General features: G+C 42.3%; 18 protein-coding genes. 10 read left to right on the top strand and 8 right to left on the bottom strand.

Annotated elements, in window-relative coordinates; translation table 11 throughout:
- The first annotated feature begins 2 nt into the window (after positions 1 to 2).
- From VCM39_RS11830 to cydB, 6 genes are all read left to right on the top strand, one after another.
- Positions 3 to 677 carry an ABC transporter ATP-binding protein gene (locus tag VCM39_RS11830; protein WP_007485251.1) on the top strand — a complete coding sequence of 225 codons (675 nt, stop codon included), beginning with the start codon at positions 3 to 5 and terminating at the stop codon, positions 675 to 677.
- A gap of 13 nt (positions 678 to 690) precedes the next feature.
- Positions 691 to 3,009 (top strand): ABC transporter permease, encoded by a 2,319-nt coding sequence (locus VCM39_RS11825; protein ID WP_322932624.1) that lies wholly within the window; start codon positions 691 to 693, stop codon positions 3,007 to 3,009.
- Positions 3,010 to 3,110: 101 nt separating this feature from the next.
- Positions 3,111 to 5,414 (top strand): ABC transporter permease, encoded by a 2,304-nt coding sequence (locus tag VCM39_RS11820; protein WP_322932625.1) that lies wholly within the window; start codon positions 3,111 to 3,113, stop codon positions 5,412 to 5,414.
- Positions 5,415 to 5,589: 175 nt separating this feature from the next.
- Positions 5,590 to 5,817: a DUF4492 domain-containing protein gene (locus VCM39_RS11815; protein WP_002560612.1), complete on the top strand. Its 228-nt coding sequence runs from the start codon at positions 5,590 to 5,592 to the stop codon at positions 5,815 to 5,817.
- Between the two features lie 62 nt (positions 5,818 to 5,879).
- On the top strand, positions 5,880 to 7,448 hold the full coding sequence (locus VCM39_RS11810) for a cytochrome ubiquinol oxidase subunit I (RefSeq protein ID WP_195349668.1): 1,569 nt from the start codon (positions 5,880 to 5,882) through the stop codon (positions 7,446 to 7,448).
- 26 nt (positions 7,449 to 7,474) lie between these two features.
- A complete protein-coding gene (gene cydB, locus VCM39_RS11805) occupies positions 7,475 to 8,623 on the top strand; it encodes a cytochrome d ubiquinol oxidase subunit II (RefSeq protein WP_002560610.1) in 1,149 nt (382 codons plus the stop codon).
- A 713-nt stretch (positions 8,624 to 9,336) separates the two neighbouring features.
- Here cydB and VCM39_RS11800 read toward each other — a convergent pair.
- From VCM39_RS11800 to VCM39_RS11790, 3 genes are all read right to left on the bottom strand, one after another.
- A complete protein-coding gene (locus VCM39_RS11800; RefSeq protein ID WP_322932626.1) occupies positions 9,337 to 10,293 on the bottom strand; it encodes a D-2-hydroxyacid dehydrogenase in 957 nt (318 codons plus the stop codon).
- Between the two features lie 18 nt (positions 10,294 to 10,311).
- The gene (locus VCM39_RS11795) at positions 10,312 to 11,589 is read right to left on the bottom strand and encodes a replication-associated recombination protein A (RefSeq protein ID WP_002560608.1); all 1,278 of its coding nucleotides are present in this window, start codon (positions 11,587 to 11,589) and stop codon (positions 10,312 to 10,314) included.
- Between the two features lie 109 nt (positions 11,590 to 11,698).
- On the bottom strand, positions 11,699 to 14,287 hold the full coding sequence (locus VCM39_RS11790) for a DUF5686 and carboxypeptidase-like regulatory domain-containing protein (RefSeq protein ID WP_322932627.1): 2,589 nt from the start codon (positions 14,285 to 14,287) through the stop codon (positions 11,699 to 11,701).
- Between the two features lie 102 nt (positions 14,288 to 14,389).
- Between VCM39_RS11790 and VCM39_RS11785 the strand changes: the two genes are divergently transcribed.
- The gene (locus tag VCM39_RS11785) at positions 14,390 to 15,280 is read left to right on the top strand and encodes a glycosyltransferase family 2 protein (protein WP_322932628.1); all 891 of its coding nucleotides are present in this window, start codon (positions 14,390 to 14,392) and stop codon (positions 15,278 to 15,280) included.
- On the opposite strand, the gene VCM39_RS11780 is transcribed toward VCM39_RS11785, so the two are convergent.
- The gene (locus tag VCM39_RS11780; protein ID WP_025867273.1) at positions 15,269 to 16,351 is read right to left on the bottom strand and encodes a UDP-N-acetyl glucosamine 2-epimerase; all 1,083 of its coding nucleotides are present in this window, start codon (positions 16,349 to 16,351) and stop codon (positions 15,269 to 15,271) included. The two genes, VCM39_RS11785 and VCM39_RS11780, sit on opposite strands and share 12 nt — an antisense overlap.
- A gap of 85 nt (positions 16,352 to 16,436) precedes the next feature.
- On the opposite strand from VCM39_RS11780, the gene VCM39_RS11775 reads away from it, so the two are divergent.
- Entirely contained in the window at positions 16,437 to 17,054 is a 618-nt protein-coding gene (locus tag VCM39_RS11775) for a trimeric intracellular cation channel family protein (RefSeq protein WP_002560604.1), read from the top strand.
- A gap of 68 nt (positions 17,055 to 17,122) precedes the next feature.
- Here the strand turns inward: VCM39_RS11775 and VCM39_RS11770 are convergent, their stop codons facing one another.
- The 4 genes from VCM39_RS11770 to VCM39_RS11755 all read right to left on the bottom strand — a co-directional run bounded on the left by VCM39_RS11770 (position 17,123) and on the right by VCM39_RS11755 (position 22,552).
- Positions 17,123 to 17,617, bottom strand: a complete 495-nt coding sequence (locus VCM39_RS11770; RefSeq protein WP_321028983.1) for a DUF4251 domain-containing protein — start codon at positions 17,615 to 17,617, stop codon at positions 17,123 to 17,125.
- Between the two features lie 187 nt (positions 17,618 to 17,804).
- Complete coding sequence (locus VCM39_RS11765; RefSeq protein ID WP_322932629.1) at positions 17,805 to 20,702, bottom strand: M16 family metallopeptidase; 2,898 nt, start codon at positions 20,700 to 20,702, stop codon at positions 17,805 to 17,807.
- A gap of 298 nt (positions 20,703 to 21,000) precedes the next feature.
- Complete coding sequence (locus tag VCM39_RS11760; protein WP_322932630.1) at positions 21,001 to 21,966, bottom strand: M48 family metallopeptidase; 966 nt, start codon at positions 21,964 to 21,966, stop codon at positions 21,001 to 21,003.
- 25 nt (positions 21,967 to 21,991) lie between these two features.
- Positions 21,992 to 22,552, bottom strand: a complete 561-nt coding sequence (locus VCM39_RS11755) for a LemA family protein (RefSeq protein ID WP_002560600.1) — start codon at positions 22,550 to 22,552, stop codon at positions 21,992 to 21,994.
- Positions 22,553 to 22,797: 245 nt separating this feature from the next.
- Here VCM39_RS11755 and VCM39_RS11750 point away from each other — a divergent pair, with 245 nt between their 5' ends.
- Positions 22,798 to 23,301, top strand: coding sequence for an RNA polymerase sigma factor (locus VCM39_RS11750; protein WP_007485269.1), 504 nt, complete (start codon positions 22,798 to 22,800; stop codon positions 23,299 to 23,301).
- 276 nt (positions 23,302 to 23,577) lie between these two features.
- A complete protein-coding gene (locus VCM39_RS11745) occupies positions 23,578 to 25,353 on the top strand; it encodes an oxaloacetate decarboxylase (protein ID WP_321028984.1) in 1,776 nt (591 codons plus the stop codon).
- The last annotated feature ends 54 nt before the right edge of the window (positions 25,354 to 25,407 follow it).

Below are 25,407 nucleotides of genomic sequence, written 5' to 3'. Positions count from 1 at the left end.
GTATGATACAGATTGAAAACATTAGTAAGGTATTTCGCACTTCAGAAGTAGAAACCGTAGCATTGAATCATGTTAACCTAAATGTTAAGGAAGGGGAGTTTGTTGCCATTATGGGACCTTCGGGTTGTGGAAAGTCTACACTATTGAATATTCTTGGGCTATTGGATAACCCTACCGAAGGCTCCTATAAATTGCTGGGAGAAGAAGTAGCCGGGCTGAAAGAAAAAGAACGTACCCGCGTGCGTAAAGGTAAACTGGGCTTTGTATTCCAGAGTTTTAACCTGATAGACGAACTGAACGTCTATGAGAATGTGGAACTTCCCCTGACGTACCTCGGTATAAAGGCATCCGAACGTCGCCGCATGGTAGAAGACATTCTGAAACGAATGAATATCAGTCATCGTGCCAAACACTTTCCTCAGCAGCTCTCGGGTGGACAGCAACAGCGTGTAGCCATTGCCCGTGCGGTAGTCACTAACCCCAAACTGATTCTTGCCGATGAGCCTACCGGTAATCTGGACTCAAAGAACGGTGCCGAAGTGATGGCTTTACTTACCGAACTTAATAAAGAAGGAACCACTATCATTATGGTAACTCACTCTCAGCACGATGCTTCGTTTGCACATCGTACGGTACACCTCTTCGATGGTAGTGTTGTGGCAAGTGTAACGGCATAAAATAAGAAGAACAATGAGACAAATCTATTATAGTATACGAACTCTATTGCGCGAACGCGGCTCCAATATCATAAGGATTATCTCCCTTTCTCTGGGACTTACCATTGGTATTCTGCTCTTTTCGCAAATAGCTTTCGAACTGAGTTATGAGAAGTGCTACCCGGAGGCAGAGCGTCTGGCGATGGTACGTTGCCAGATGACCAATCTCAGTACAGGTGAGGTAATGGGAGACGATGGAACCAATTACGATTACACCGTCTTTGATCCGGTAGCTGCTGTATTGGCACAAGATATGCCGAAAGAGATTGAGAGTGCCAGTTGTGTTTATCCTACCAAAGAGTACCACATATATAATGAAGACAAACTGCTGCCTGATGTGAATTATATATTTGTAGATACCTGTTTCTTTCAGACTTTTAGTATACCGGTATTGAAAGGTAACCCCAAAGACCTGATTATGCCCGGAAGTGTTTTCGTATCCGAGCACTTTGCCCGTGAAACTTTTGGAGACACAGATCCTATCGGCAGAATTCTCTCTGCAGACAAACAGCATGATTTTACCATTCGTGGTATCTATAAGGATGTTCCCGAAAATACAATGCTTACTCATGACTTTGTAGTCTCTGTCCATAAGGATGGAGGATATCAGGGCGGATACGGCTGGAAAGGGAATGACGTCTTTTATGCATTCTTACGCTTGCGTCATGCTTCGGATGTGGATGAGGTGAATAATAATATCCAACGGGTAATAGAGAAATATACGGAGAGCCAGTTTGATGATTGGAAGATAGACTTTAGCGTTATTCCACTTGTAAAGCGCCACTTGGATTCCTCCGAGGTACAAAAGCGGCTGATTATTTATGGCTTCCTGGGCTTTGCCATTTTCTTTGTGGCTATTATGAATTACATGCTGATCTCAATTGCTACACTGAGTCGCCGTGCCAAAGGCGTAGGAGTGCATAAATGTAGCGGTGCCAGTTCTGCCAACATATTCGGTATGTTTCTGGCAGAGACAGGAATTCTTGTCTTGATTTCGGTTTTGATTAGCATGTTGCTGATAGTCAATGCACGCGAGATTATAGAAGACCTGCTTTCCGTTCGTCTTTCTTCTCTTTTTGTATGGGATACGCTTTGGGTTCCGCTACTGACTATTGGGATACTTTTTGTACTGGCTGGATGTATACCGGGACGTTTGTTTTCACGTATTCCCGTTACGCAGGTGTTTCGCCGGCATACTGACGGTAAAAAGAGCTGGAAACGTTCCTTACTGTTTATACAGTTTATAGGAGTATCTTTTGTACTTGGTTTGTTATTGGTCACTTTGTTGCAATATAGTCATCTGATGAATCGTGATATGGGAATCAAGATCCCGGGATTGACAGAAGCCGAAAGTTGGGTTTCCAGAGAAACGGTAGAACACATTAAAGATGAATTACGCCGTCAGCCAATGGTAGAGGATGTGACAGCTGCAACGCATAGTGTGCTGGGGCAATACTGGACGCGGGGATTGATGAGTAATGAAGGGAAACGCATTGCCACACTCAATTTTAATATCTGTCACTACAACTATCCCGAAGTAATGGGGATGGAAATACTGCAAGGTTCCGCTTTGAAGAAAAAGGGAGATTTGTTGGTAAATGAAGAGTTAGTGCGCTTAATGAAGTGGACAGACGGGGGAGTAGGAAAAAATCTGAATGATGTGCAAGGAACGATTGTAGGAGTCTTTCGTGATGTACGCAACGAAAGTTTCTATTCTGCCCAGTCACCTATTGTTCTGATAGGAAATGAAGAACAGAATTTCCATGCATTCAATGTCCGCCTGAAAGAACCTTATGATGAGAACCTGAAACGCCTGAACGAGTTTATGGGAAAGACTTTTCCTAATATATCTCTCCATTTTGTTCCGGTGGACCGTATGGTGAGGGATGGATATAAAGATGTATATCGTTTCCGCAATTCTGTATGGATTACTTCCGGCTTTATCCTGCTTATTGTTATCATGGGACTGATTGGTTATGTGAATGATGAAACGCAACGTCGCAGTAAGGAGATAGCCATCCGGAAAGTAAACGGTGCTGAGGCTTCACAAATACTGCGGTTGCTGGCAGGTGATATTCTGTATGTATCGGTGTTGGCTGTAGTACTTGGTACGGTTATTTCTTACTTTATAGGGCGAGCCTGGCTTGATCAGTTTGCCGAGCAGATTGACTTGAATCCACTGCTTTTCGTGGGCATTGCATTCGTAACGTTGCTACTCATCGTTGCCTGTGTGGTACTCAAGGCATGGCACATTGCTAATGAGAATCCGGTAAAGAGTATTAAAAATGAGTGATAAGTGAGTAGTGATGAGTGATTAGTGGCTGCGCTATTATGGCGGATGGTACTTATCACTCATCACTAATCACTACTCACTTATCACTAATTTGTGTGATCATGCGACAACTTTATTACACGATACAGACCCTTATTCGTGGGAGAGGTTCCAATCTTATTAAGATAATCTCTCTTACCCTGGGGTTATTCGTTGGTATTCTGCTTTTTGCCAGTGTTGCTTTTCAGTTGAGTTTTCATAACTTCTTTCGCCAGCCGGAACAGTTGTATCTTACTTATATGACTAATATCCAGAATGGAGTAGAAGGGAAAGCATTCTCTTATACTTTTGGCCCGCTTTCTGCTGCGTTGAAAGAGAATTTCCCAAAAGAAGTAGAGAATGCTACGATCTTGCGTGACTGGGGGGAGGTAGTATTGTATAATGGAGATACCAGGTTGCAGGAATATATGACATATGGAGATGAAAACCTGTTTGCTACATTGGGCTTGAAGGTATTGGCAGGTAAACCGGAGGACCTGGTGTCTCCGGATGTTATTTTTATCTCGCATACTTTGGCAAAGAAGATAGGAGCGATGGATGGTGAATTATCTTCCGTCATAGGCAAGAATCTGTATCAGGATCGTAAACAACCCATGATGGTTCGCGGAGTGTTTGAAGACTTGAAGGAGAACACAGATATCTCTTTTGATGTAGTAATGCCTATGGCTTCTCTGTGGAGAGACAACCGTGCAGGTTGGGGATATGATATTAGTTATATGGCTATTATCCGTTTCCGTGATGAGGTCGGTATGAAAACGGTAGAAGCCCGTCTGCCTGATATGTTGAAGAAGTATATGCCGAACTTTAACAAGAGGGAAAATAATCGTTGGGAATGTTCTTTCCGTCCTTTGTCCGATCTCCACTCTACCAATCCTACGGTGAGGACAATGGTGCTTGTTATGTCTGTTCTTGCCATTGTGATTTTGCTGATAGCTGCATTCAACTATGTATTAATATCGGTTGCCTCTCTGGCGAGGCGTGCCAAAGCTGTAGGAGTACATAAGTGTAGCGGGGCTACCGGAGGTGCCGTATTCCGGATGTTTTTCACAGAGACTGTTCTGATTGTTTTGCTTGCTATCCTGTTAACAGTATTGCTCATGTTCCAGTTCCGGGATTTTGTTGAAGAAACTACAGCTGCCCGTTTGGTATCACTCTTTGCATGGCGTACGTTATGGGTACCGGTTCTGGTGGTGCTTGCTGTACTTTTACTGGCTGGTATTATGCCCGCAGGATTGTTCTCTTCTATTCCTGTGACACAGGTATTCCATCGTTATACCGAACGGAGAACCGCATGGAAACGCCCGTTGCTTTTCATCCAGTTTATGGGAATGACGTTTATCTTTGGTTTCCTTATTATAGTACTTGGACAGTATCAAACGGTAATGAATAAAGATTTGGGATATAACCCTGACCGGGTAGTCATGTGTTGGCATCAGTTTGGAAATGAAGAGGGGAATGCAAAAAGCTTTTTTAAGAACCTCCCGATGGTAGAAGACTATGCGGCAGCTGCACAAATGATTTGTTACGGTTATAGTGGCGATACTTTTGATGTGGGTGAGAGTAGAATGGTAGATGCCCGTGTAGATTGGATCGGCGTGGATTTTGTACCTATGATGGGCATTCCTATTCTGGAAGGAAAGAATATTGCGGTTGAAGGTGAAATACTGGTGAATGAAGAATTCGTACGGCAGGCACGCTGGACGGATAGTCCTATAGGGAAGAGGATTCATTACGGACGGAGAGACTTTCTTGTAGTGGGTGTTGTAGGAGATTATGCCATAAGAAGTGCTTATCATCCCCAAGAACCTATATTATTAATGACCAGCCAGAATCCCGGTTTTAATTACCTTCGTCTGAAAGAGCCTTTCGAGCAAAATCTTGCAGATCTCAACCGACAGATGGCAGAAGCCTTTCCTACCGATGATGTTGTGTTCTTGTCATTACCCCAGATGTTGGAGGAACAATATACAGATGTCCGTCGTTTTCGGAATGCAGTTGTCTTGGCTTCCATCTCTATTTTCCTGATAGCATTAATGGGATTGATTGGCTATACCAATGACGAAGTTCGTTACCGCAGTAAAGAGATTGCCATTCGTAAAGTGAATGGGGCAGAAGCTTCGGGGATTTTACGATTACTTTCAGAAAATATCCTGTGGACTGCATTGCCGGCTGTAATCATCGGTACACTGCTTGCTCATCTTATCAGTAACAAATGGCTGGAGCAGTTCAGTGACTCCGTACAATTGGGTATTTGTACATATATCGGGGTAGCACTCTTTGTATTGGCACTGATTATATGCACCGTTGTCTTTCGTGCATGGAATGTGGCGAATGAGAATCCGGTGAAGAGTATTAAAAATGAGTGATTAGTGAGTAGTGATGAGTGATTAGTGCCATGCGGCATAATAGCGCAGCCACTAATCATTAATCACTACTCACTTATCACTGCTCACTATTTTTAAACTTTTTCTTCCTTTTGTTTGTTATTCTTCATATATAACGTACTTTAGCGTTTGCTATCATTAACTACGTGTTTTGTTTATGAAGAATACACTCCTGAATATCTGGAACTTCTATCTTGAGGGCTTTCGTAGCATGACCTTAGGTCGTACTTTGTGGCTTATCATTCTCGTGAAGTTGTTTATCATGTTTTTTATTCTTAGAATATTTTTCTTTCCAAATTTCTTGGGACATCTGTCTTCGGATGAAGAAAAAAGCGAATACGTGGGTGAAGAACTGATTCGGCGGGCTATTCCGCCGGAAGAGTGATTCTACTCTCTTTCTCTCCATTTTTACTACTTTGAGCTAATAACAACTAACTACAAAATAATATGATTGAAAGTATTGACACCTCATTGATTGATTGGTCGAGAGCCCAATTTGCGATGACAGCCATGTACCATTGGATCTTTGTTCCGCTCACCCTTGGGCTTGCGGTTGTAATGGCTATCATGGAAACACTGTATTACAAGACAGGGTTTGAATTCTGGAAGCACACAGCTAAGTTCTGGATGAAACTATTCGGTATTAACTTTGCCGTCGGTGTTGCTACCGGGTTAATTCTCGAATTTGAGTTTGGAACCAACTGGAGTAATTATTCCTGGTTTGTAGGAGATATCTTTGGAGCACCGCTTGCCATTGAAGGTATTCTGGCCTTTTTTATGGAAGCTACGTTTATTGCTGTAATGTTCTTTGGATGGGATAAAGTAAGCAAACGATTCCATCTTGCTTCTACCTGGCTCACCGGATTAGGAGCGACAATCTCTGCCTGGTGGATTTTAGTTGCCAATGCTTGGATGCAGCATCCGGTAGGGATGGAGTTCAATCCGGATAGTGTTCGTAATGAGATGGTGGACTTTTGGGCAGTGGCCCTTTCGCCTGTGGCAGTCAATAAATTCTTTCATACGGTGCTGAGTGGATGGGTATTAGGTGCTATCTTTGTGGTAGGTGTCAGTTGCTGGTATCTTTTAAAGAAGCGGAATACGAAGTTTGCCATGTCGAGTATTAAGATCGGAGCAATCTTTGGTTTGACGGCTTCTTTGCTTGCTTTGTGGACGGGCGATGGTTCCGGCTATCAGATTGCACAAACGCAACCCATGAAACTGGCTGCTGTAGAAGGTTATTATGAAGGGCAGGAGGGTGCCGGACTGGTGGCTATCGGTATGCTGAACCCTGAGAAGAAGACCTATGATGATGGGGTGAAACCTTTTCTCTTCCGTATTGAAGTACCCAAACTGCTTTCTTTGCTGGCGGAACGCGAGATGAATGCTTTTGTCCCCGGTATCAATAATATTATTGAAGGAGGGTATATGCAGAAGGATGGTACGATAGCCCTTTCTGCTGCCGAAAAGATGGAACGTGGACGAACGGCGATTGCTGCACTGGATGCCTATAAAGCGGCAAAGGCGGCAGGCAATGAAGCCGATGCACAGATTGCCTATTCGGTATTAAAAGAGAATGTTCCGTATTTTGGCTATGGATATATCAAGGATGTGAACGAGTTAGTACCCAATGTTCCGTTAAACTTTTATGCGTTCCGCGTGATGGTAATGCTTGGCGGGTATTTTATCCTGTTCTTTATGCTGGTTCTCTTCTTTGTTTATAAGAAAGACTTGTCGAAGATGCGCTGGATGCAATACATCGCTTTGTGGACTATTCCGTTGGGCTATATTGCCGGACAAGCGGGATGGGTAGTAGCAGAATGTGGTCGTCAGCCTTGGGCGATACGTGATATGATGCCTACCTCAGTGGCTATTTCCAAACTGGATGTTGGTTCTGTGCAAGCCACGTTCTTTATCTTTGTAGTGTTGTTCACCGTCATGCTGATTGCAGAGATCGGTATCATGTTGCGTGAGATAAAGAAAGGACCTCAGGTTTCTGAAAAGGATTCTGGCTACTAATTACTAACTTCTAACTCCTTTAAATTATGAGTACATATATATTCCTACAACATTATTGGTGGCTGATAGTCTCTTTATTAGGGGCTATACTCGTATTCCTGCTGTTTGTGCAGGGTGGAAATTCGTTGCTTTTCTGTCTGGGAAAGACAGAAGAACACCGTAAAATGATGGTTAATTCTACCGGGCGCAAGTGGGAGTTCACTTTTACTACCCTGGTAACGTTTGGCGGAGCTTTCTTTGCCTCTTTTCCTTTGTTTTATAGCACAAGCTTTGGTGGTGCATACTGGCTGTGGATGATTATTTTATTCAGCTTTGTGCTGCAAGCTGTCAGTTATGAGTTTCAGAGTAAAGCAGGTAACCTGTTGGGCAAAAAGACATATCAGACGTTTTTAGTGATCAATGGGGTAGTAGGGCCGTTGCTGCTTGGTGGGGCTGTGGCTACTTTCTTTACCGGTTCTGATTTCTATATCAATAAAGCGAATATGGGCAATATAATGATGCCCATTATCAGTCAGTGGGGCAACGGCTGGCACGGACTGGATGCCTTACTTAATCCATGGAATGTTGTTCTGGGGTTGGCAGTGTTCTTTCTGGCGCGTGTTTTAGGATTGCTTTATTTTATTAATAATATTGCAGATGATGCATTGATTACTAAATGTCGTCGGGCGCTTTACGCCAATGCAGGGCTTTTCCTTGTTTTTTTCCTGGCTTTCGTTATTCGTACACTATTGGCTGATGGATATGCTGTAAATCCGGATACTAAAGAGATTTATATGGAACCGTATAAGTATCTGAATAACTTCCTGGCGATGCCTGCGGTACTGGTTACTTTCCTGATCGGTGTGGTACTGGTATTATTCGGTATTCTGCGTACCCTTCTGAAAAAGACATTTGATAAAGGAATCTGGTTTGCCGGTGGTGGTACGATACTGACAGTGCTTGCCCTGTTACTTATAGCCGGATATAATAATACTGCTTACTATCCGTCATTCACTGATATCCAGAGTTCACTAACGTTGAGTAACAGTTGCTCCAGCCAGTTTACCCTGAAGACAATGGCATATGTATCTATTCTCGTGCCTTTCGTTATTGCTTATATTTTCTATGCATGGCGTAGCATTGATAAGAAGAAGATAGATGCTGAGGAGATGGATGAAGGGGGGCACGCTTATTGAGTGGACAGTTATTCAATTGACAGTGGACAATTGACAATTGACAGTTACTATGCAGCGTGGCCGCACAATCCATTCCTTTCTGAGAAGGATGTCCTTCAGGGTAGGAGGAGTGTACTGTCATAACGCAGCCCACTGTCCACTGTCAATTGTCCACTGTCCACTGTCAATTGTCAACTGTCAATTAAACAACTATCAAATTGTATTTCTATAAGTCAAGGAGTACTCTATTTCCTACTCATTGTATGCTGGATAGAAAAGAATGGACTGTAGAACGTTAAGCTTTTTGCAGTTTGATAATAAAACAACAGGATGAATGACTAATGGAACGTCATTCATCCTGTTTTATTTTCCAAAGGTTCTTCCTTCTTGTTTTTCGGCTTTATTATGCTATCAGGAGATATTCTCTCAGTGAGAGAGAAGTAGAATCGGATAACCCTTTTTTTTGTTCCCCGGAGCCGAACCTATTGCTCCCCGGAGCCGAGCCGTTCCCTCCTCGGAGCCGGGGAAGTGCCTCCCCGGAGCCGAGAAACTTTTTGCACACAAGAAAACTGAACTTTTCATGGCATGAAACGGTGATTATTCCAGTATTATATCCACCTTTTCCAGGTGTATAACGCCCCTTTTTCTATTTTTTATGATGCAATGTTCTCTGTTTTCTCTCTACTTCGTCTCTTTTTTAAAAAGAGTGTGTCAGTAAAAAGAACAGTTCTCTATTATTTTGCTACGTTATTTACTGGTTTACCTGCCATATAAGCTTTCAGGTTTTCCAGCATAATTCCCATTAACCGTTCGCGGGCAGCGGTGGTAGCCCAGGCAATGTGTGGGGTAATATAGCAGTTGCGTGCCGTCAATAACGGATTATCTGCACGAGGCGGTTCAGTAGAAAGTACATCTACGCCGGCTGCATAAATCTTTTTCTCATTGAGGGCATCGGCAAGGTCTTGTTCGTTTACCAACGGGCCGCGTCCGGTATTAATAAGTATGGCTGTGGGTTTCATCAGTGCCAGTCTACGTGCATTTACCAATTCACGTGTCTGCTCAGTTAGCGGGCAGTGCAGACTCACTATATCGCACTCGCGGAAAATCTGGTCAAGTTCCATCTTTTTGATTTCCGGTGGTAGTTGCAGACGCGATTTAGAAGTGTATGCCCATACCTTCATACCGAAACCGATGGCAATACGGGCTGTATTGTATCCGGTTTGTCCCAGACCGATAAGGCCGATTTTCTTTCCAAGCAATTCAATGAGCGGAGTATCCCAGAAGCAGAAGTCAGGGCTGTTGGTCCAGTGTCCTTTATGAACCTCTTCGGAGTGGTGTTGCACCTGTTGAGTGATGTTCAGGATATGTGCAAATACCATTTGTCCCACAGAAGGTGTACTGTATGCGGGGATGTTGGTAACTATGATTCCGCGTGCACGGGCAGCATCAATGTCTATGATATTATATCCGGTAGCCAGTACTCCGATGTACTTCAATTGGGGCAGGGCTGCTATATGTTCTGCGGTAATCACTACTTTATTGGTCAGAATGGCTTCTGCACCGGTAGCACGTTCCAATACTTTTTCGGGAGCAGTGCGATCGTAAATCGTGCATTCGCCCAGTGCCTTCAGGCCTTCCCAGCATAAATCGCCGGGATTGGCGGCATAACCGTCTAATACTACAATTTTCATATTCTTTTGTTTTAATGATTATTTTCCTTCTTTATATCTGTCACCCCACAACTGCTGCATTCGTTCGGCATGCTTTTGTTCGGCAGCATTGTGTTGCGGTTGCCAGATACGGCGATCTTTCAACTCGTCCGGCAGGAATTGCTGCTTCACGAAGTTACCTTCGTAGCTATGGGCATATTTGTATTCTTGTCCGTACCCCAACTGTTTCATCAGTTTGGTTGGTGCATTGCGCAGGTGGAGCGGAACGGGTAAATTGCCGGTTTCGCGTACCATGGCAAGAGCATCATTAATGGCACTATATGCAGAGTTACTCTTCGGGCTTGTAGCCAGATAGATGGTGGCTTCTGCTAATGGGATTCTACCTTCGGGCCAGCCTAATTTCATCAGTGCGTCAAAGCAGGCATTGGCTATAAGTAAAGCATTGGGGTTGGCAAGTCCGATATCTTCGGCTGCCGAAATAACAAGGCGGCGGGCTATGAAAGCAGGATCTTCGCCACCTTCTACCATGCGTGCCAGCCAGTAGATAGCGCCATCGGGGTCACTACCGCGGATAGACTTGATAAAGGCAGAGATAATATCATAATGCATCTCTCCGTCTTTGTCATAAGCAAGCGGGTTCTGTTGCAGGCGTTCGGTTACTATCTCGTCGGTGATGATGACAGTTTCTTCTGTTTCGGATTCTACTACCAGTTCCAGTATGTTCAGTAACTTACGGGCATCGCCTCCCGAGAAACGGAGCATGGCGTTGGTCTCTTTTAGTTCGATACGGCGCTCTTTCAGTATCGTATCTGTGGTAATGGCACGTTGCAACAACTCCAGTAAGTCTTCTTTTTCGAGAGACTTCAGTACATAAAGCTGGCAGCGGGAGAGGAGGGGGCGAATCACTTCAAAAGAGGGATTCTCCGTGGTAGCACCGATGAGTGTAACCGTTCCGTGCTCTACAGCCCCTAACAGTGAATCTTGCTGAGACTTGCTGAAACGGTGTATTTCATCAATGAAAAGTATCGGGCTTCCCTGCGAAAAGAAACGGTTACTCTTGGCACGGTCTATCACTTCGCGTACATCCTTTACCCCCGAAGTAACTGCACTCAATGTATAAAACGGAGTTTCCAGCTTGTTGGCGATGATCTGCGCTAACGTTGTTTTCCCCACTCCGGGAGGTCCCCAGAGGATAAAAGAGGAGATTCGTCCTGCATCAATCATCTTGCGCAGGATAGCACCAGGTCCTACTAAATGTTTCTGACCTATATAGTCATCCAGTGTCTTTGGCCGAAGTCGTTCTGCTAATGGTTGCATATTGTTAGTGATAAGTGATTTAGTGATAAGTGATAAATGATTAGTGATAAGTGGGCTACGCTATATCCGCATGGAGCTAATCACTTATCACTACTCCGTTAATCACTATTTAAAATACCATTAATACCATGAACCGTATTCCCCATTTGTTGATACCCGGATTATCACGATATGTCAGGCGGTGTACATATTCAACATGTAACAGCTTAAAAATGTTGTAAACACCTATACTTGCTTCCATATATGGTATTTTAGGGTCCATCACATGACTTGTGTACTGTCCGTCGCGCATCGGGAAAAGGAAGAGGTCGGGGTTGTTACTTTTGAAGGGATTGTTCTTATCTGTCAGTGTACCCCATAAGGTGCGGAAGCGGATCATTTCTCTCCACTTTAGCTTCTTCAATAAGGGGATGCGGTTGAATAGCTTTCCGTTCATGTCATACGACAATGAAAGGGAGGCGAAACGGTCATTCAGGAATTCCATGTTGTTGATAAGACAGAATGTTTCGCGCTGTGTAATGTACGAAAGATTGGCTTCTGGCAATATCAACAATGGGAAGGGAACCGTATTCCATTCGGCTCCCCCTTTGAGGCTGATATCTACTTTACCCCAGGACGAAGGGAGCCATACACGTTTCCAGATACTTGCTTCGGTACGGTTAAAGTTATATTCGCCACCCAATACTCCTTTGAAACCGGCCGTATGGGTCAGGGTAAAGATAGGAGCATCCAGTGACACCGGGATACGGCGTTGCTTGGAATTTACAAAAGCTTCTCCCGGCGCATATCGTAAGGTTACACTTGCTTCGGCAGTGGTAATGTCGTGAATTGGTTTTTCATTGGGTAATGGCATCTTGTCTGCGCTACTGTTGTTCGCCCAGTATTTCAGATTACCTGTCGGTTCATCATTACGATGACGGAGCATGCTTTTTACACCAAAACCTGTCGGGGTTTCCAGTTCATAGTTAATAGCAACATCACGCATATACGACATTTGGTCTACGGTTGTAGTCTTGAACGACACGAACACGTTGTCTTTATCCGTAAACAAGAATTTATCCATTGGAGACATAACGTCGTAACTGTAAGTGGCAGAGATGAAATGTTTTGGGAACTCCCAGACTACATAATCGCGTTTATTGAACGAATAGGTCAGTGTCCCATTATACTTCCAGCGATGATCTTTGAAACCATAAGCTCCATAACCGCTCAGGAACCAGTGCGGATTGAGATTGGCAGTGGTCATGGCGCTCAGTCGTAAGCGTAAGCCGTCTACATAGTTATTGGATATCATCGTATTAATAGGCCCGATATCGACTTTACTGGGCTTCTTAGGGCCGGTAGTTTCCACGAAGTTTTCAATCAATGCTTTGGCTCCGAAAATGATGTACTTGAATCCCGGAATCTGTTCTATCCGGTTCATGAACACATCCATGCTGCTTTCTGTTTTGGTGAGCGGCACCTGGCGAACTTCCGCCCAGTATTCGTCGCTCTTTGACAGCATATCGGCCTCTTTGATTACCGAACCTTTCAGGCGGAAAAGCCTTTGTTCAATAGGATCGAACTTATAATTGCTGTATTTCGTTGTTCGCTGTACCTGTAGCCCACCCATTGACTTTACCAGAGAAAGGTCTACCAGCATATCGTCATCCATTAAGACCCAGTTTCCGTTGGGTAACTGTTCGTATTGTTGCACAATGTCCAGTTGATTGACAAAGTTAACGCCTGTTTTCTTGGGCAGGTTCATAACACACTTTTTGACGGCATATGTTGAATCCTTCAACACATACAAATGCCCCGTAAAACCGAAGTCCTGCGAGTTTTGGGGCACAAACGTGAGGTGTACACAGGTATCCCGTTCTACCGTCAGCGTATCCATCAGATAGTATTTATAGAAATTCAGTCCCTCTTTGGCAATAGGACTAGTGAAACGCCTTTGCAACAGGCGGATATCGTCATCATAGATATTAACATTGGTAAATACATCCTGTAGTACGGTTCCAAGCATATCTCCTGTTGAGAAGAATTCATTGATACCATTGGAATTCATTCCTTTGATAATTGTCTTCTTACTTTCCGGACTTTTACGGAATACAGTTTGTGAGGATGTCTCCTGAATAGATATGGGAAGAATCAGGCTGTTAGTAGTTTCCGATACTTCAATCTGATCTTTTAGGAAAGAGTATTTCTTGTAGATGCCTTTCTCCAGCTTTTCGGGAGTGATATCGTTGAGAGACATCTTCATCTTCTCGTACTGATCATATTGATAGTAGTCGTTTACCTCCAGCTTTTGAGCCTTCTTATGCTCTATTACTTTTCGCATGAAGTCTACAGCCGGATTATTTTTCTTTGAGTACTTCTCTTTCTTTGGTTTTACAACGACCTCGGACAACATTACATCGTCCGGTACCATTTGTACATCCAATACTTTCTGCCCGGGAGTCAGTTTGATAACTTTAGTACGGTAACCAATGGATGAGAAGGTTACTTCGTTCCAGTTTTTACGGGTCTCTATCTGATATTCACCATTGGCATTGGACACTCCGCCAACGCCTTTCCCTTCATAGTAAACAGAAATATACATCAGTGGCTCGTGTGTGATTGAGTCTGTAATAACCCCCTTTAGCTGCGCAAAAGACTGTGACGCAGCAAATACGAGCAGAAATAAAAGGATAAGTTTTTTATATAGTAGCTTCATATACTTCAACATGAGGTGGCAAAGTTAACAAATTACTCTTGAAAACGTAGTTCTTAATAACCTTTTTTGTATTACTTTTGTCTCCTATAATTGTGATTGATAATGATTTCTATATTGATACCTACGTACAATGCTGTCTGTCTGCCGTTAATAGAGAAAGTACATAGTCAGGCAGTTGCTTTGCAAATCCCTTTTGAGATTTTGCTGGCTGATGATGCCTCCTGTGAAGACATTCGTCAACAGAACCGGAAAATAGCAGAATGGCAAGGTTGCCGCTATCTGCAAAAGGAAGAAAATCAGGGCCCTGCCCGTATTCGTAATTATCTGGCTTCGGAGGCACAATATCCTTATCTGTTGTTTCTAGACTCGGACGTCATGCCAGTATCCGACTTTTTCATTGCTGAGTATCTTAAGGTGGCTCGTCCCGGTCTGGTGGTTTGTGGTGGATTCGTTTATCCGCGTAAAAATATTCCCGCCAATGCCATATTACGTTATAAATATGGAATGGCTGTTGAAGAGCAGAGTGCTGAACAAAGAAATCGGGAGCCTTATAACCGCTTTATCAGCATGAATTTCATGATATGTAGAGATGCTTTTCTGAAGGTCTGTTTTGATGAATCATTCCATTTGGGATACGAAGATACATTGTTCGGAATGCAATTGGAGCAAGCGGGAGTAGAAATATTGCATATAGACAATGCGGTATATCATCTGGTGGAAGAAAACAGTGAACAGTTTCTTATGAAAATACGCAGGGCGGTCCGTAATCTTGACGGACACATTGACCAGATGCATTCGCATGTAAAGTTGTTACGATGGTATACTACTGTAAAACGTCTGCAAATGGTGCCTGTCGTCGTTTTCTTATTCAAGCATAATGAAAAAAGGCTGGTAAGCAATCTTACCAGCCAGCATCCTTCATTGAATCTTTTTGCTTTTTATAAGTTGGGGTATCTCTGTACCTTTCTTTCTGAAAAGAAATCAAGACAATAATATTTGCACAATCCTGTCGGCTGTCCGTCCGTCCCAGCGTTCGGGCAGTCCGCCGTGTTTCCATTCTCCCTTCATCAGTGTATCCATTGCTTTGCCCAGTGCGGCGGGATCTTCACCTACCAGCTCATTGGTTCCGATACGCCATGTTTCCGGATGTTCCGAGTAGTTGTTCAGTGTGATACAGGGAACTCCCAGGAATGTGGATTCCTCAGCCAGATTGCCAGAGTCTGTGATAATACCTTTTGCCTTATTCATCAGATACCCGAAAGAAAGATAACTTTGCGGAGGCATGATATGAAGGTTGGGAGCAGAGATACTCAGCTCTTTGATTGCATCACGTACATAGGTATGCACTGGGGCAACAATTGGCGTGCCGGCCGCTTTCTCTATAATTGTTTCCATCAGTCGGCGCAGGTTCTCCTTTTTGTTCAGCAATACCCGTCTGTTGAGGGTGAGCAGAAGATAATCTCCTTCTTCTACACCGAGTACGGAAAGCCAAAGCGGACGAATAAAGTGATTACGATTATAGCGGATGTTATCAATAAGAATATTTCCTACATAATATACATTGGCTTCCTCCGTTCCGGTCTGGTTTAGATTGCGGTTTGCTACCATGCCTGCCGTAAACAGATAATCGGATAGCCCGTCAGTGATCATCCGGTTTACTTCTTTGGGCATGTTCATGTCAAATGAGCGGGTACCGGCTACAAGATGCGCTACTTTAGTTCCCTGTTTCTTGGCAACGATGGCACAGCTCATTGTAGCTGTAAGATCATCGACCACAAGAACGATATGTGCGGGATTCTCTGTCAGTTCCTTGTCGAAAGCAACCATAATGCCCGAAGCTAATTGAGTGGCATTGCTATCACTAACTCCCAGAAAAACATCCGGTTGCCTCATATGGAGGTCGGCAAATAAAGAAGCGTCCAAACTGGTATCATCGCGTCTTCCGGTGTATACCAACCGGTAAGAGATTCTTCTACCTTGCGCCCGTGCAGCATCAATGGCACGTGTGATAGGCGCTATTTTCATAAAGTTAGGGCGGGCCCCGGCAACAATAGTTATTTTCATATCGCTCTTCTATCTATTTTTCTGAAAACAAAAGTACGCTTTCTTGCGGAATTATTTGTTCCTTTGCAGACAAAAAAAGTAGTATATGCCAACATTCGTTCAAATTCTGGATTTTATAGGTACGTTTGCTTTTGCAATCAGTGGTATTCGTCTGGCTTCTGCCAAGCGCTTTGATTGGTTCGGGGCTTATGTGGTGGGCCTGGCTACTGCCATTGGCGGTGGTACTATTCGTGATGTATTGCTTGGGGTTACTCCCGGGTGGATGACGAATCCCGTCTATCTGATCTGTACGGCAATGGCTCTGTTATGGGTTATTTTCTTTGGTAAACATCTGATTCATTTGCATAATACATTTTTTGTGTTTGATAGTGTCGGTCTGGCTCTGTTTACCGTAGTAGGTGTGGGAAAGAGTATAGCTTTGGGATACCCATTCTGGGTTGCAATCATGATGGGTAGCATTACCGGTGCGGCAGGCGGTGTGATCCGTGATGTGTTTATTAATGAGATCCCTTTGATATTTCGTAAAGAGATTTATGCCATGGCATGTGTGGTAGGTGGTGTTGTATATTGGATGTGCCACCTTCTAGGACTGGACTCTGTCGTAACGCAAATTATAAGTGGATGCAGTGTCTTTGTAACGCGCATTCTGGCAGTAAAGTATCAAATTTGCTTGCCGATTTTGAAGGGGGAGGAGGAAGAATGATATATAAAGTGGGTTATAAGGTTACCCTCCATTACTTTACAATCTCATAACCTTATAACCCTACAACTCTATAACTCTTTCTCTTCCATTTCTCCCGAGAAACTTATCGATTCACGGTTTTGCATGTTGACGTTGATGCTGGTTGAACCATTGGGATAGATGGTTAAGCTGAACTTAAACCTGTCTTCCGGGCTACGGGCAATAAATTCGATCTTTGCAGCTCCCTTCTTATTCATTTTCATTTCGTATTTATCAAGGGGTGCTTTAAATATCAATCCGTCGCCTCCACCATAAGGGATGGAGTATGCGCGTCCATAGAAAGGTAGATACGAAATAACAGAATCATTTCTTATCTCCAGGGAATAAGGTGAAGATAAGTAGACGGTCTTACCACGGCGAGGATAGGCGGTACTCACACTAATTTTATACTTCTCCGATACAATCTGTTCTTTCACAGCTTGTTCTCTCTGTTCTTTTTGCTCTTTCTTACTTTGAGCAGAAACTCCGGATAAACCGATAATCAACAGGAGCATTAAGGTAATAGTACGTTTATTCGTTTTCATATCGCTACTCTTTTTAATTACTAACATTCAAATATACTAAAATACAGATTAACTGTACTTTATTTAATGAAATTAAACAGAAAAAGGAGGAGGTAGTTATAATGTTTAATGTCCGGAAATGAAAATCCCTGCCTGTAATAAATGTATTACAAACAGGGATTGCATATTATCAGTTACTTTTCAGTTCTTAGAACAGTGCATCTTTGGTATTGAACAGTTTCTTCTCTGTTAATCTTACCACTTTACCGAATTTCTTCAGTTCTTCTACATTGATATCCTTCGGGTTACCCATGATACCGATAGCAATTGGTTTGTCTTTGATGTTTTCTTTATAATACTTCATTATATCATCAAAAGTCAAAGCATCAATTTTCGGTATGTTTTCAATAGCGGGATCCTGTGTATATCCCACTCTCTTATACTGTTCAAAGTATTGAGCTTTATCGCGGAAGTCCGGATGTGTAGTAAGTGCTTCCTGGCGCAGATAACTCTTGATATTGTCCATACGATCCGGATTTTCCGGCATATTACGCAACAAATCCATGTAAAGAGCTAATGCTTCATTGGCTTTGTCGTTTTGTGTTCCGATTTGCCCGATAAAAGTAGTTGGATATCCCGGAAGGATAGGCGTTGTAACTACTCCATAAGCGGTATAAACCATAGAACGCTTTTCACGAAGCTCACTTAATACCAGCCCGTTGAAATCTCCGGAGAAGTATTGGTAGAATGCATCGCGCAATACATCATCCTTTTTGTCATAGTTTGCTGTCGGCATGAAGAAATAGATCTGAGCTTGTTCTGCGTCTGAATTCGGCAGGAAATAAACCGTGTTTTCTGTAACGGGAGCAATTGGTTTCACTTGTGGTGAATCAGTTGGTTTTTCATTAGCCACCAACGGAAGGTTTTTGCTCAGGATTTCATATACATTGTCGAAAGGCAACGTACCTGTATAGTAGATTTCCGCTTCATAATTGGAGGCACGGTTGATATCGCCTGTCAGTTCTGATATCTGTAATTCCAGGATTTGTTTGTCAGTCAGTTCGTCTATGAAAGGAGATTTATCTCCATAACGGATGTACTGATTCAAAGCAGCACCCAGGGTCTGTACATTGTCTTTACGCTGTTGACGTGATCCTAGTGTACTACCTTTGATGCGGCTTAACTGTTTTTCGTCCAGTTTAGGCATTAAGATCTGGCGAGCAAGTAGTTGGCAGGCTTCCGGAAGATTGTTCTCGTATCCGCGCATTGAGATGTACAGATAGTCATCACCGGCAAATACATTACAACTGACATTCAGCTTGCTAAGTTCCTTTTTCAATTCTTGCGGTTCGTAAATTCCCATGATACCTGCATTATTCATTAAGCTGGCTGCAATACCAATTTTAGGGAATGTGCGTTCTCCCGCACCATATTTCAGTGTCAGGCTGAATACTTCGTTTTCCGAATTGGGAGTGTAGAACAGTTTAGAACGGTCATTGATCCGTTTAGTCTGTACTTCACCGAAATTCATAAATTTTTCTTCTACCTGACCGATAGGTAAGTTCTTGAATTGTTGTGCATAGAGTGACTGTTTGCCTACAGGAGGTTCGATAGGTTTGTATCCTGGTTTCTTTATTTTGGCATCTTTACTTAATTTGCCTTTTTCTATATAAAGAGCCAGATAATCATTGCTTAGGTATTGTTTGGCTACGCGCTTAATATCATCGATGTTGATGGCCATGATTTCATCTTTGTAGTTGAGTACCTGTCCCAGATCTTCTTCATTGATAAAAGCTTGTAAAAGAATAAGTGCTTTGTTTTCACTTGCTTCCATAACCTGATCAAATTCGCGGCACATATTGGTTTTGATGGCATTAATGATCCAATCTTCCACTTCACCATTAGCAATCTGCTGAATCGCTTTCAATGCTTTCTTCTCGGCACTCTTGTTTGATTCAAAACGTCTTTGGTTTTCATCATACAATGGAGTTACTGCTATTTTGCAACGACCTTGCTGACGATTGGCTTCCAGAGATGCGGAACCATTTGTTATTTCACCATCAATTGATAGTTTATCGAGTGCTCCGGTAGCACTACTGTTGTGTAATAATGCAAGTGCTATTTCCAGGGGTTTTTCATCCGGATGTCCGGCTGGCACACCTTTGTAAATCATACATACTGATGGATATTGACCAATTTTAGCCGTATATTGTGTACGCCCTTTGATATTCAGATCAGGATAGGTTTTACGTTCGGGGGTTGCTTTTTGAGGAAGACGGCCGAAAGTAGATGCTATTCTTCCACTGATCTGGTTGGCATTTACGTTACCTACCAGAACCAATACCATGTTTTCTGCTGTGTACCAGTCATTGTAAAACTTGATTAACTGGCTTAACCGAGGGTTTTTCAGATGTTCGGGCAAACCAAGTACCGAACGTGAGTAAGGGTGTCCTTCGTACGCTTTACTCTGAATAAAATCGTATTGCACGCGCCAAGGATTATCCTGCCCGCGGTTGTATTCTTCATATACCGTTTCCAACTCAGATTGGAAGGTACGGAATACCGGATTCAGAAAACGCTGAGAAGAGATTTCCAGCCATTTGTTAATCTGAAAAGCGGGGAAAGAATTATGGTAATAGGTTAAATCCATACCTGTAGCAGCGTTTAGATTTTTACCTCCCATACTTTCCATCAGGTTAGAAAATTCGTTAGATACGCTTACCTTTCCGGCCTGAATAGTCAACTCATTGATTTCTTTACCAATGGCTTCTTTTTTTACCGGATCGGATTCATCGGCCATTTCATCATACTTGGCGATGATTTGTTGGTAAATAGGTTCTTCTGCAGCCCAGTCGAGTGTACCAATTTTGTCGGTTCCTTTAAACATTACATGTTCCAGATAATGAGCCAGTCCGGTATATTCGGTAGGATCGTTAACTGCCCCTGTACGTACTCCTACCAATCCGAATACGTCAGACTTCGTGTTGTCTTCCCATATATATACGGAAAGGCCGTTTTTCAGCTTAAATGCTTTCAGTCCTTGCCCAAATGACGGGACAGAAACTGCTATCGCAGCCAAAAGGATGAGAGATTTGATTAGTTTCATAAAATAATTAAATAAAGTGTTTTTATGTATATGTAGGCAAAGCTATGAAAAAATCACAAAAGAACTACGAAAACCTCGGAAAAATAACATTGTGATTACAAATAAGTAATACATCACAATTGATTATTATTGAAACGCAGATAAACGCGGATGAACGCAGATTTTCTGATGGAATATTGTTTTCAATCATAACGCAGCAATCTAATTAGTGAAAATCTGCGTTCATTTGCGTTTTAATAAATTCGTATTTATATGGCAAAAGTTTTTATATGCTTTAAAGATGAGGTTATGGACGTTTTTAGAATTGTTCCAATATCTCAATTCTCTTTTTAATAGGAGGGTGGGTTGCAAACAGCCCACTGAGTCCGCTGAAACTGCTCTTTGCCTGTTTGCCCGGATGTTCTATGAAAAGTTGGGCTACATCTTCCCGTTTTACGGCTTCAATATCAGGATCGGCTGAAATCTTACGCAGTGCACTGGCAAGGGCAAGCGGGTTCTTTGTCATTTCGGCAGCACCTGCATCTGCCATGTATTCACGTTTGCGTGAGATGGCAAAACGCATAAGACTTGCAAAAAAATAGCCAATGGCAGCTACAATGAGAGCAATCAGAATCAACACAATAACACCGTTTCCTTTGCTATTGCTACTACGCGCACGCGAACTATAATAAATAGAACGTATGGCAATCTGCGCCAACATAGAAAAGATACCAACGAATACGATGGAAACAATCAGTAAACGCACATCCCGGTTACGAATATGGCTTAATTCATGTGCTATGACTCCTTCCAGCTCCTGATCGTCTAATTTCTCAATAATCCCACGGGAAAGTGTAACAGTGTAAGTACGCTCATTAATTCCACTGGCATAGGCGTTCAGAGAAGAGTCATTGATGATGTTGATCTTCGGCATTTTCATACCTTGTGACATACAGAGGTTCTCTACCAGGTTATAGATGCGCTTGTTCTCCTTGCGTTCCAGTGTCTTTGCTCCGGTAGCAGCTTTGATAATGCTTGTGTTGGCAAAATAGGCAATAAGGAACCAAATCGTAACACCTCCTATTATATAAGGTATAGATTGGAGGAATATGTCATTCACCATATCCATACGACTATAGTCCACATACTGCTCTTGCGTAAGCATTACCAGCAAATAACAGAATAGATAGGAGAGTACCCCTACTAAACAAGGAAACAGAAACAGCAGAAATGCGGAACGGATATTATTCCGGTTCTGTTGTGTTTGAATTCCGACGTATTGCATGATTTATCAATTATCCGTGAGGAGTTTAGAAATTAATTTTAGGGGCTTGTTCCAGATTGGCACGCTGTTCTGTTCCCAGGTCGAACATAATTTCTTTGTGGAAGCCAAACATACCGGCAATCAGGTTGGAAGGAAATGTTTGGACAGCATTGTTCAGTTCCTTTGTAGCTGAGTTGAAATAGCGGCGGACTGAAGCCAGCTTGTTTTCAACATCTGATATTTCTTCCTGTAACTGAAGGAAGTTCTGATTTGCTTTTAAATCAGGATAAGCTTCCAGTGTAATCTTCAATCCCGAAAGAGCAGATGTCAATTGATTTTCCGCATTAATTTTATCATCAATAGTACGTGCGTTGATAGCTCCGTTACGAGCCTGTATAACCCGGTCTAACGTTTCTTTTTCATGAGTGGCATAGCCTTTTACGGTATCTACCAATTGTGGTATCAGGTCATGACGTTGTTTTAACTGTACATCTATATCTGCAAATGCATTTTCACGGTTATTTCTTAATTTTACCAATGAATTGTACATCGAAGCTACCATGATTCCGAGTATGACGATAATTCCTAAAATGATTAATAGAGTCATAATTTTGTGTATTTGTTAGAGTTATTAATACTTTCAAAGATAGGTGAAAGTGATCATTCTTGCAATAGAACAGAGAATAAAAATCATCAGTAGCACCCAATAACTATCAAAAAGCACCTAAAAACTGTTTTTTGATAGTTTTTACCCCAAAGAAAGACGAATTCCCCCCTACTGAAGTCTAAAAATACCTTTAAACTTGCAACATCGATAAAGAAACGAAATATTAACCGTAAAAACCATTAAGTATGAAAAGTTTAAGTTTTAAGAAAGATTTAATAGGAGTTCAGGAAGAGTTGCTTCGTTTTGCTTATAAGTTAACAGCTAACCGTGAGGAAGCAAATGATTTGTTGCAGGAAACATCACTAAAGGCCTTGGATAACGAGGACAAATATATCCCGGATACAAACTTCAAAGGATGGATGTACACTATCATGCGTAACATCTTTATTAATAATTATCGTAAGATTGTACGCGATCAGACTTTTGTAGACCAGACAGATAATCTTTACCATTTGAATTTGCCGCAAGATTCCGGATTTGAAAGTACAGAGGGGGCTTACGATCTTAAAGAGATGCGCCGCATTGTTAATGCATTACCCAAAGAATATAAAGTACCTTTCTCTATGCATGTTTCAGGATTTAAATATCGTGAGATTGCAGAGAAACTTGATTTACCACTTGGTACTGTAAAAAGCCGTATCTTTTTCACACGTCAGAGGCTACAACAAGAATTGAAGGATTTTGTTTAATCAATAGGTATAAATTAGATAGATTTTTAAACTGAAAGAGAATTAGCCGTGTTTATTTTAATTTGTGGTTTTAGACGGCTTGTTATTGTTTAATTGTAAGAAATAAGAAGATGAATTCTTCTTATTTCTTTTATTTTGTGACAATATGATATAAAACATATCCTTTTTACTAAACTTTTTTAGATTTATTTTGTCTTTATGTCAGATAACTCTGTATATTTGTAACAGATGATATGTTAACCAAATTATGTAAAATCACCTTATTAGATTACGGCAATGAAAAAGGAAATTAAATTCAGTCTCGTCTATCGGGACATGTGGCAATCGTCCGGTAAATATCAACCCCGCGTAGACCAGTTAGTGCGAATTGCTCCATTGATTATAGAAATGGGCTGTTTTGCCCGTGTCGAAACCAACGGAGGAGCTTTTGAACAAGTAAATCTGCTGTATGGAGAGAATCCGAATAAAGCCGTACGTGCATTTACCAAACCTTTTAACGAAGCAGGCATTCAGACTCATATGCTTGATCGCGGACTGAATGGTTTACGTATGTATCCTGTACCGGCTGATGTACGGCGATTGATGTATAAAGTAAAACATGCCCAGGGAGTGGATATCACCCGGATATTTTGTGGGCTGAATGAGGTACGTAACATTATTCCTTCTATTAAGTATGCTCTTGAAGGGGGGATGATTCCCCAGGCTACTCTTTGTATTACCCATTCTCCGGTGCATACCGTTGAATATTACGCCGATATTGCCGATAAACTGATAGAAGCCGGTGCACCTGAAATCTGCTTGAAAGATATGGCAGGTATCGGTCGTCCCGGAATGCTGGGCAGACTGACAAAAGCTATTAAAGAGAAACATCCTGAAATAATTATCCAGTATCATGGTCATAGCGGGCCAGGTCTTTCAATGGCATCTATTCTTGAAGTTTGTGAGAATGGGGCTGATATTATTGATGTGGCTATGGAACCTATGTCGTGGGGAAAAGTTCATCCGGATGTAATTTCGGTACAGGCGATGCTTAAAGATAAAGGCTATGATGTACCTGAGATCAATATGAAAGCTTATATGAAGGCACGTGCCATGACTCAGGAATTTATTGATGACTTTTTGGGATATTTTATGGATCCTACTAATAAGCAGATGTCATCTCTTCTTTTAAAATGTGGTCTTCCTGGTGGGATGATGGGATCTATGATGGCTGATTTGAAGGGTGTTCATGCCGGGATTAATATGATATTGAGGGGCAAAAACGAACCGGAACTAAGTATTGATGATCTGTTGGTAATGCTTTTTGATGAAGTAGAGTATGTATGGCCCAAACTCGGTTATCCCCCATTGGTAACACCATTTAGTCAATACGTGAAGAATGTGGCATTAATGAATGTGATGCAGCTTGTGAAAGGTGAAGAGCGTTGGACGATGATTGACAATCATACCTGGGATATGATTCTGGGAAAGAGTGGACGTTTACCGGGCCAGCTTGCTCCTGAAATTATTGAACTGGCAAAATCTCAAGGATATGCATTTGTGGATACTGATCCACAAGCGAATTATCCGGATGCTTTGGATGATTACAGAAAAGAGATGGACGAGAACGGTTGGGAATATGGAGACGATAATGAAGAGCTCTTTGAATTGGCTATGCACGACCGTCAATATCGTGACTATAAATCGGGAGTTGCCAAAAAGCGCTTTGAGACTGATTTGGAACATGCAAAAGATGCCGCCATGGTAAAGAATGGTTACTCTGAAGAAGAGATAAGAAAGTTGAAACGTGCAAAAGCCGATCCTATCATTGCTCCGGATAAGGGTCAGGTACTTTGGGAAGTATCAGTAGAAGGTCCTTCCACTGCACCGTTTATCGGTCGTAAGTACCAGCATGACGAAACGTTTTGTTTCCTTTCTACACCATGGGGTGAATATGAGAAGTTGTTGACCGGATTTACAGGTCGTGTTGTTGAAGTATGTGCCCAGCAAGGAGCCACTGTTAATAAAGGAGATGTGATAGCCTATATTGAACGGAGTGATATATTTGCCTGATCATCGATAGAATATAAATAAAAAAGGGAAGTACTTGCTTTTTAGTACTTCCCT

This window comes from Bacteroides mucinivorans (assembly GCF_034654355.2).
Lineage (GTDB): Bacteria > Bacteroidota > Bacteroidia > Bacteroidales > Bacteroidaceae > Bacteroides > Bacteroides nordii.
The sequence above is the reverse complement of the archived record's forward strand: the minus strand, read 5'-3'. Positions and strand labels throughout refer to the sequence as shown.

Bases quoted from the DNA above. Each gene is read 5' to 3' on its own strand.
- cydB (WP_002560610.1), top strand. From the start codon at position 7,475: ATGAGTACATATATATTCCTACAACATTATTGGTGGCTGATAGTCTCT.
- VCM39_RS11775 (WP_002560604.1), top strand. From the start codon at position 16,437: ATGCCAACATTCGTTCAAATTCTGGATTTTATAGGTACGTTTGCTTTT.
- VCM39_RS11825 (WP_322932624.1), top strand. From the start codon at position 691: ATGAGACAAATCTATTATAGTATACGAACTCTATTGCGCGAACGCGGC.
- VCM39_RS11790 (WP_322932627.1), bottom strand. From the start codon at position 14,287: ATGAAGCTACTATATAAAAAACTTATCCTTTTATTTCTGCTCGTATTT.
- VCM39_RS11795 (WP_002560608.1), bottom strand. From the start codon at position 11,589: ATGCAACCATTAGCAGAACGACTTCGGCCAAAGACACTGGATGACTAT.
- VCM39_RS11780 (WP_025867273.1), bottom strand. From the start codon at position 16,351: ATGAAAATAACTATTGTTGCCGGGGCCCGCCCTAACTTTATGAAAATA.
- VCM39_RS11800 (WP_322932626.1), bottom strand. From the start codon at position 10,293: ATGAAAATTGTAGTATTAGACGGTTATGCCGCCAATCCCGGCGATTTA.
- VCM39_RS11820 (WP_322932625.1), top strand. From the start codon at position 3,111: ATGCGACAACTTTATTACACGATACAGACCCTTATTCGTGGGAGAGGT.
- VCM39_RS11815 (WP_002560612.1), top strand. From the start codon at position 5,590: ATGAAGAATACACTCCTGAATATCTGGAACTTCTATCTTGAGGGCTTT.
- VCM39_RS11755 (WP_002560600.1), bottom strand. From the start codon at position 22,552: ATGACTCTATTAATCATTTTAGGAATTATCGTCATACTCGGAATCATG.
- VCM39_RS11760 (WP_322932630.1), bottom strand. From the start codon at position 21,966: ATGCAATACGTCGGAATTCAAACACAACAGAACCGGAATAATATCCGT.
- VCM39_RS11785 (WP_322932628.1), top strand. From the start codon at position 14,390: ATGATTTCTATATTGATACCTACGTACAATGCTGTCTGTCTGCCGTTA.
- VCM39_RS11810 (WP_195349668.1), top strand. From the start codon at position 5,880: ATGATTGAAAGTATTGACACCTCATTGATTGATTGGTCGAGAGCCCAA.
- VCM39_RS11770 (WP_321028983.1), bottom strand. From the start codon at position 17,617: ATGAAAACGAATAAACGTACTATTACCTTAATGCTCCTGTTGATTATC.
- VCM39_RS11765 (WP_322932629.1), bottom strand. From the start codon at position 20,702: ATGAAACTAATCAAATCTCTCATCCTTTTGGCTGCGATAGCAGTTTCT.
- VCM39_RS11750 (WP_007485269.1), top strand. From the start codon at position 22,798: ATGAAAAGTTTAAGTTTTAAGAAAGATTTAATAGGAGTTCAGGAAGAG.
- VCM39_RS11745 (WP_321028984.1), top strand. From the start codon at position 23,578: ATGAAAAAGGAAATTAAATTCAGTCTCGTCTATCGGGACATGTGGCAA.
- VCM39_RS11830 (WP_007485251.1), top strand. From the start codon at position 3: ATGATACAGATTGAAAACATTAGTAAGGTATTTCGCACTTCAGAAGTA.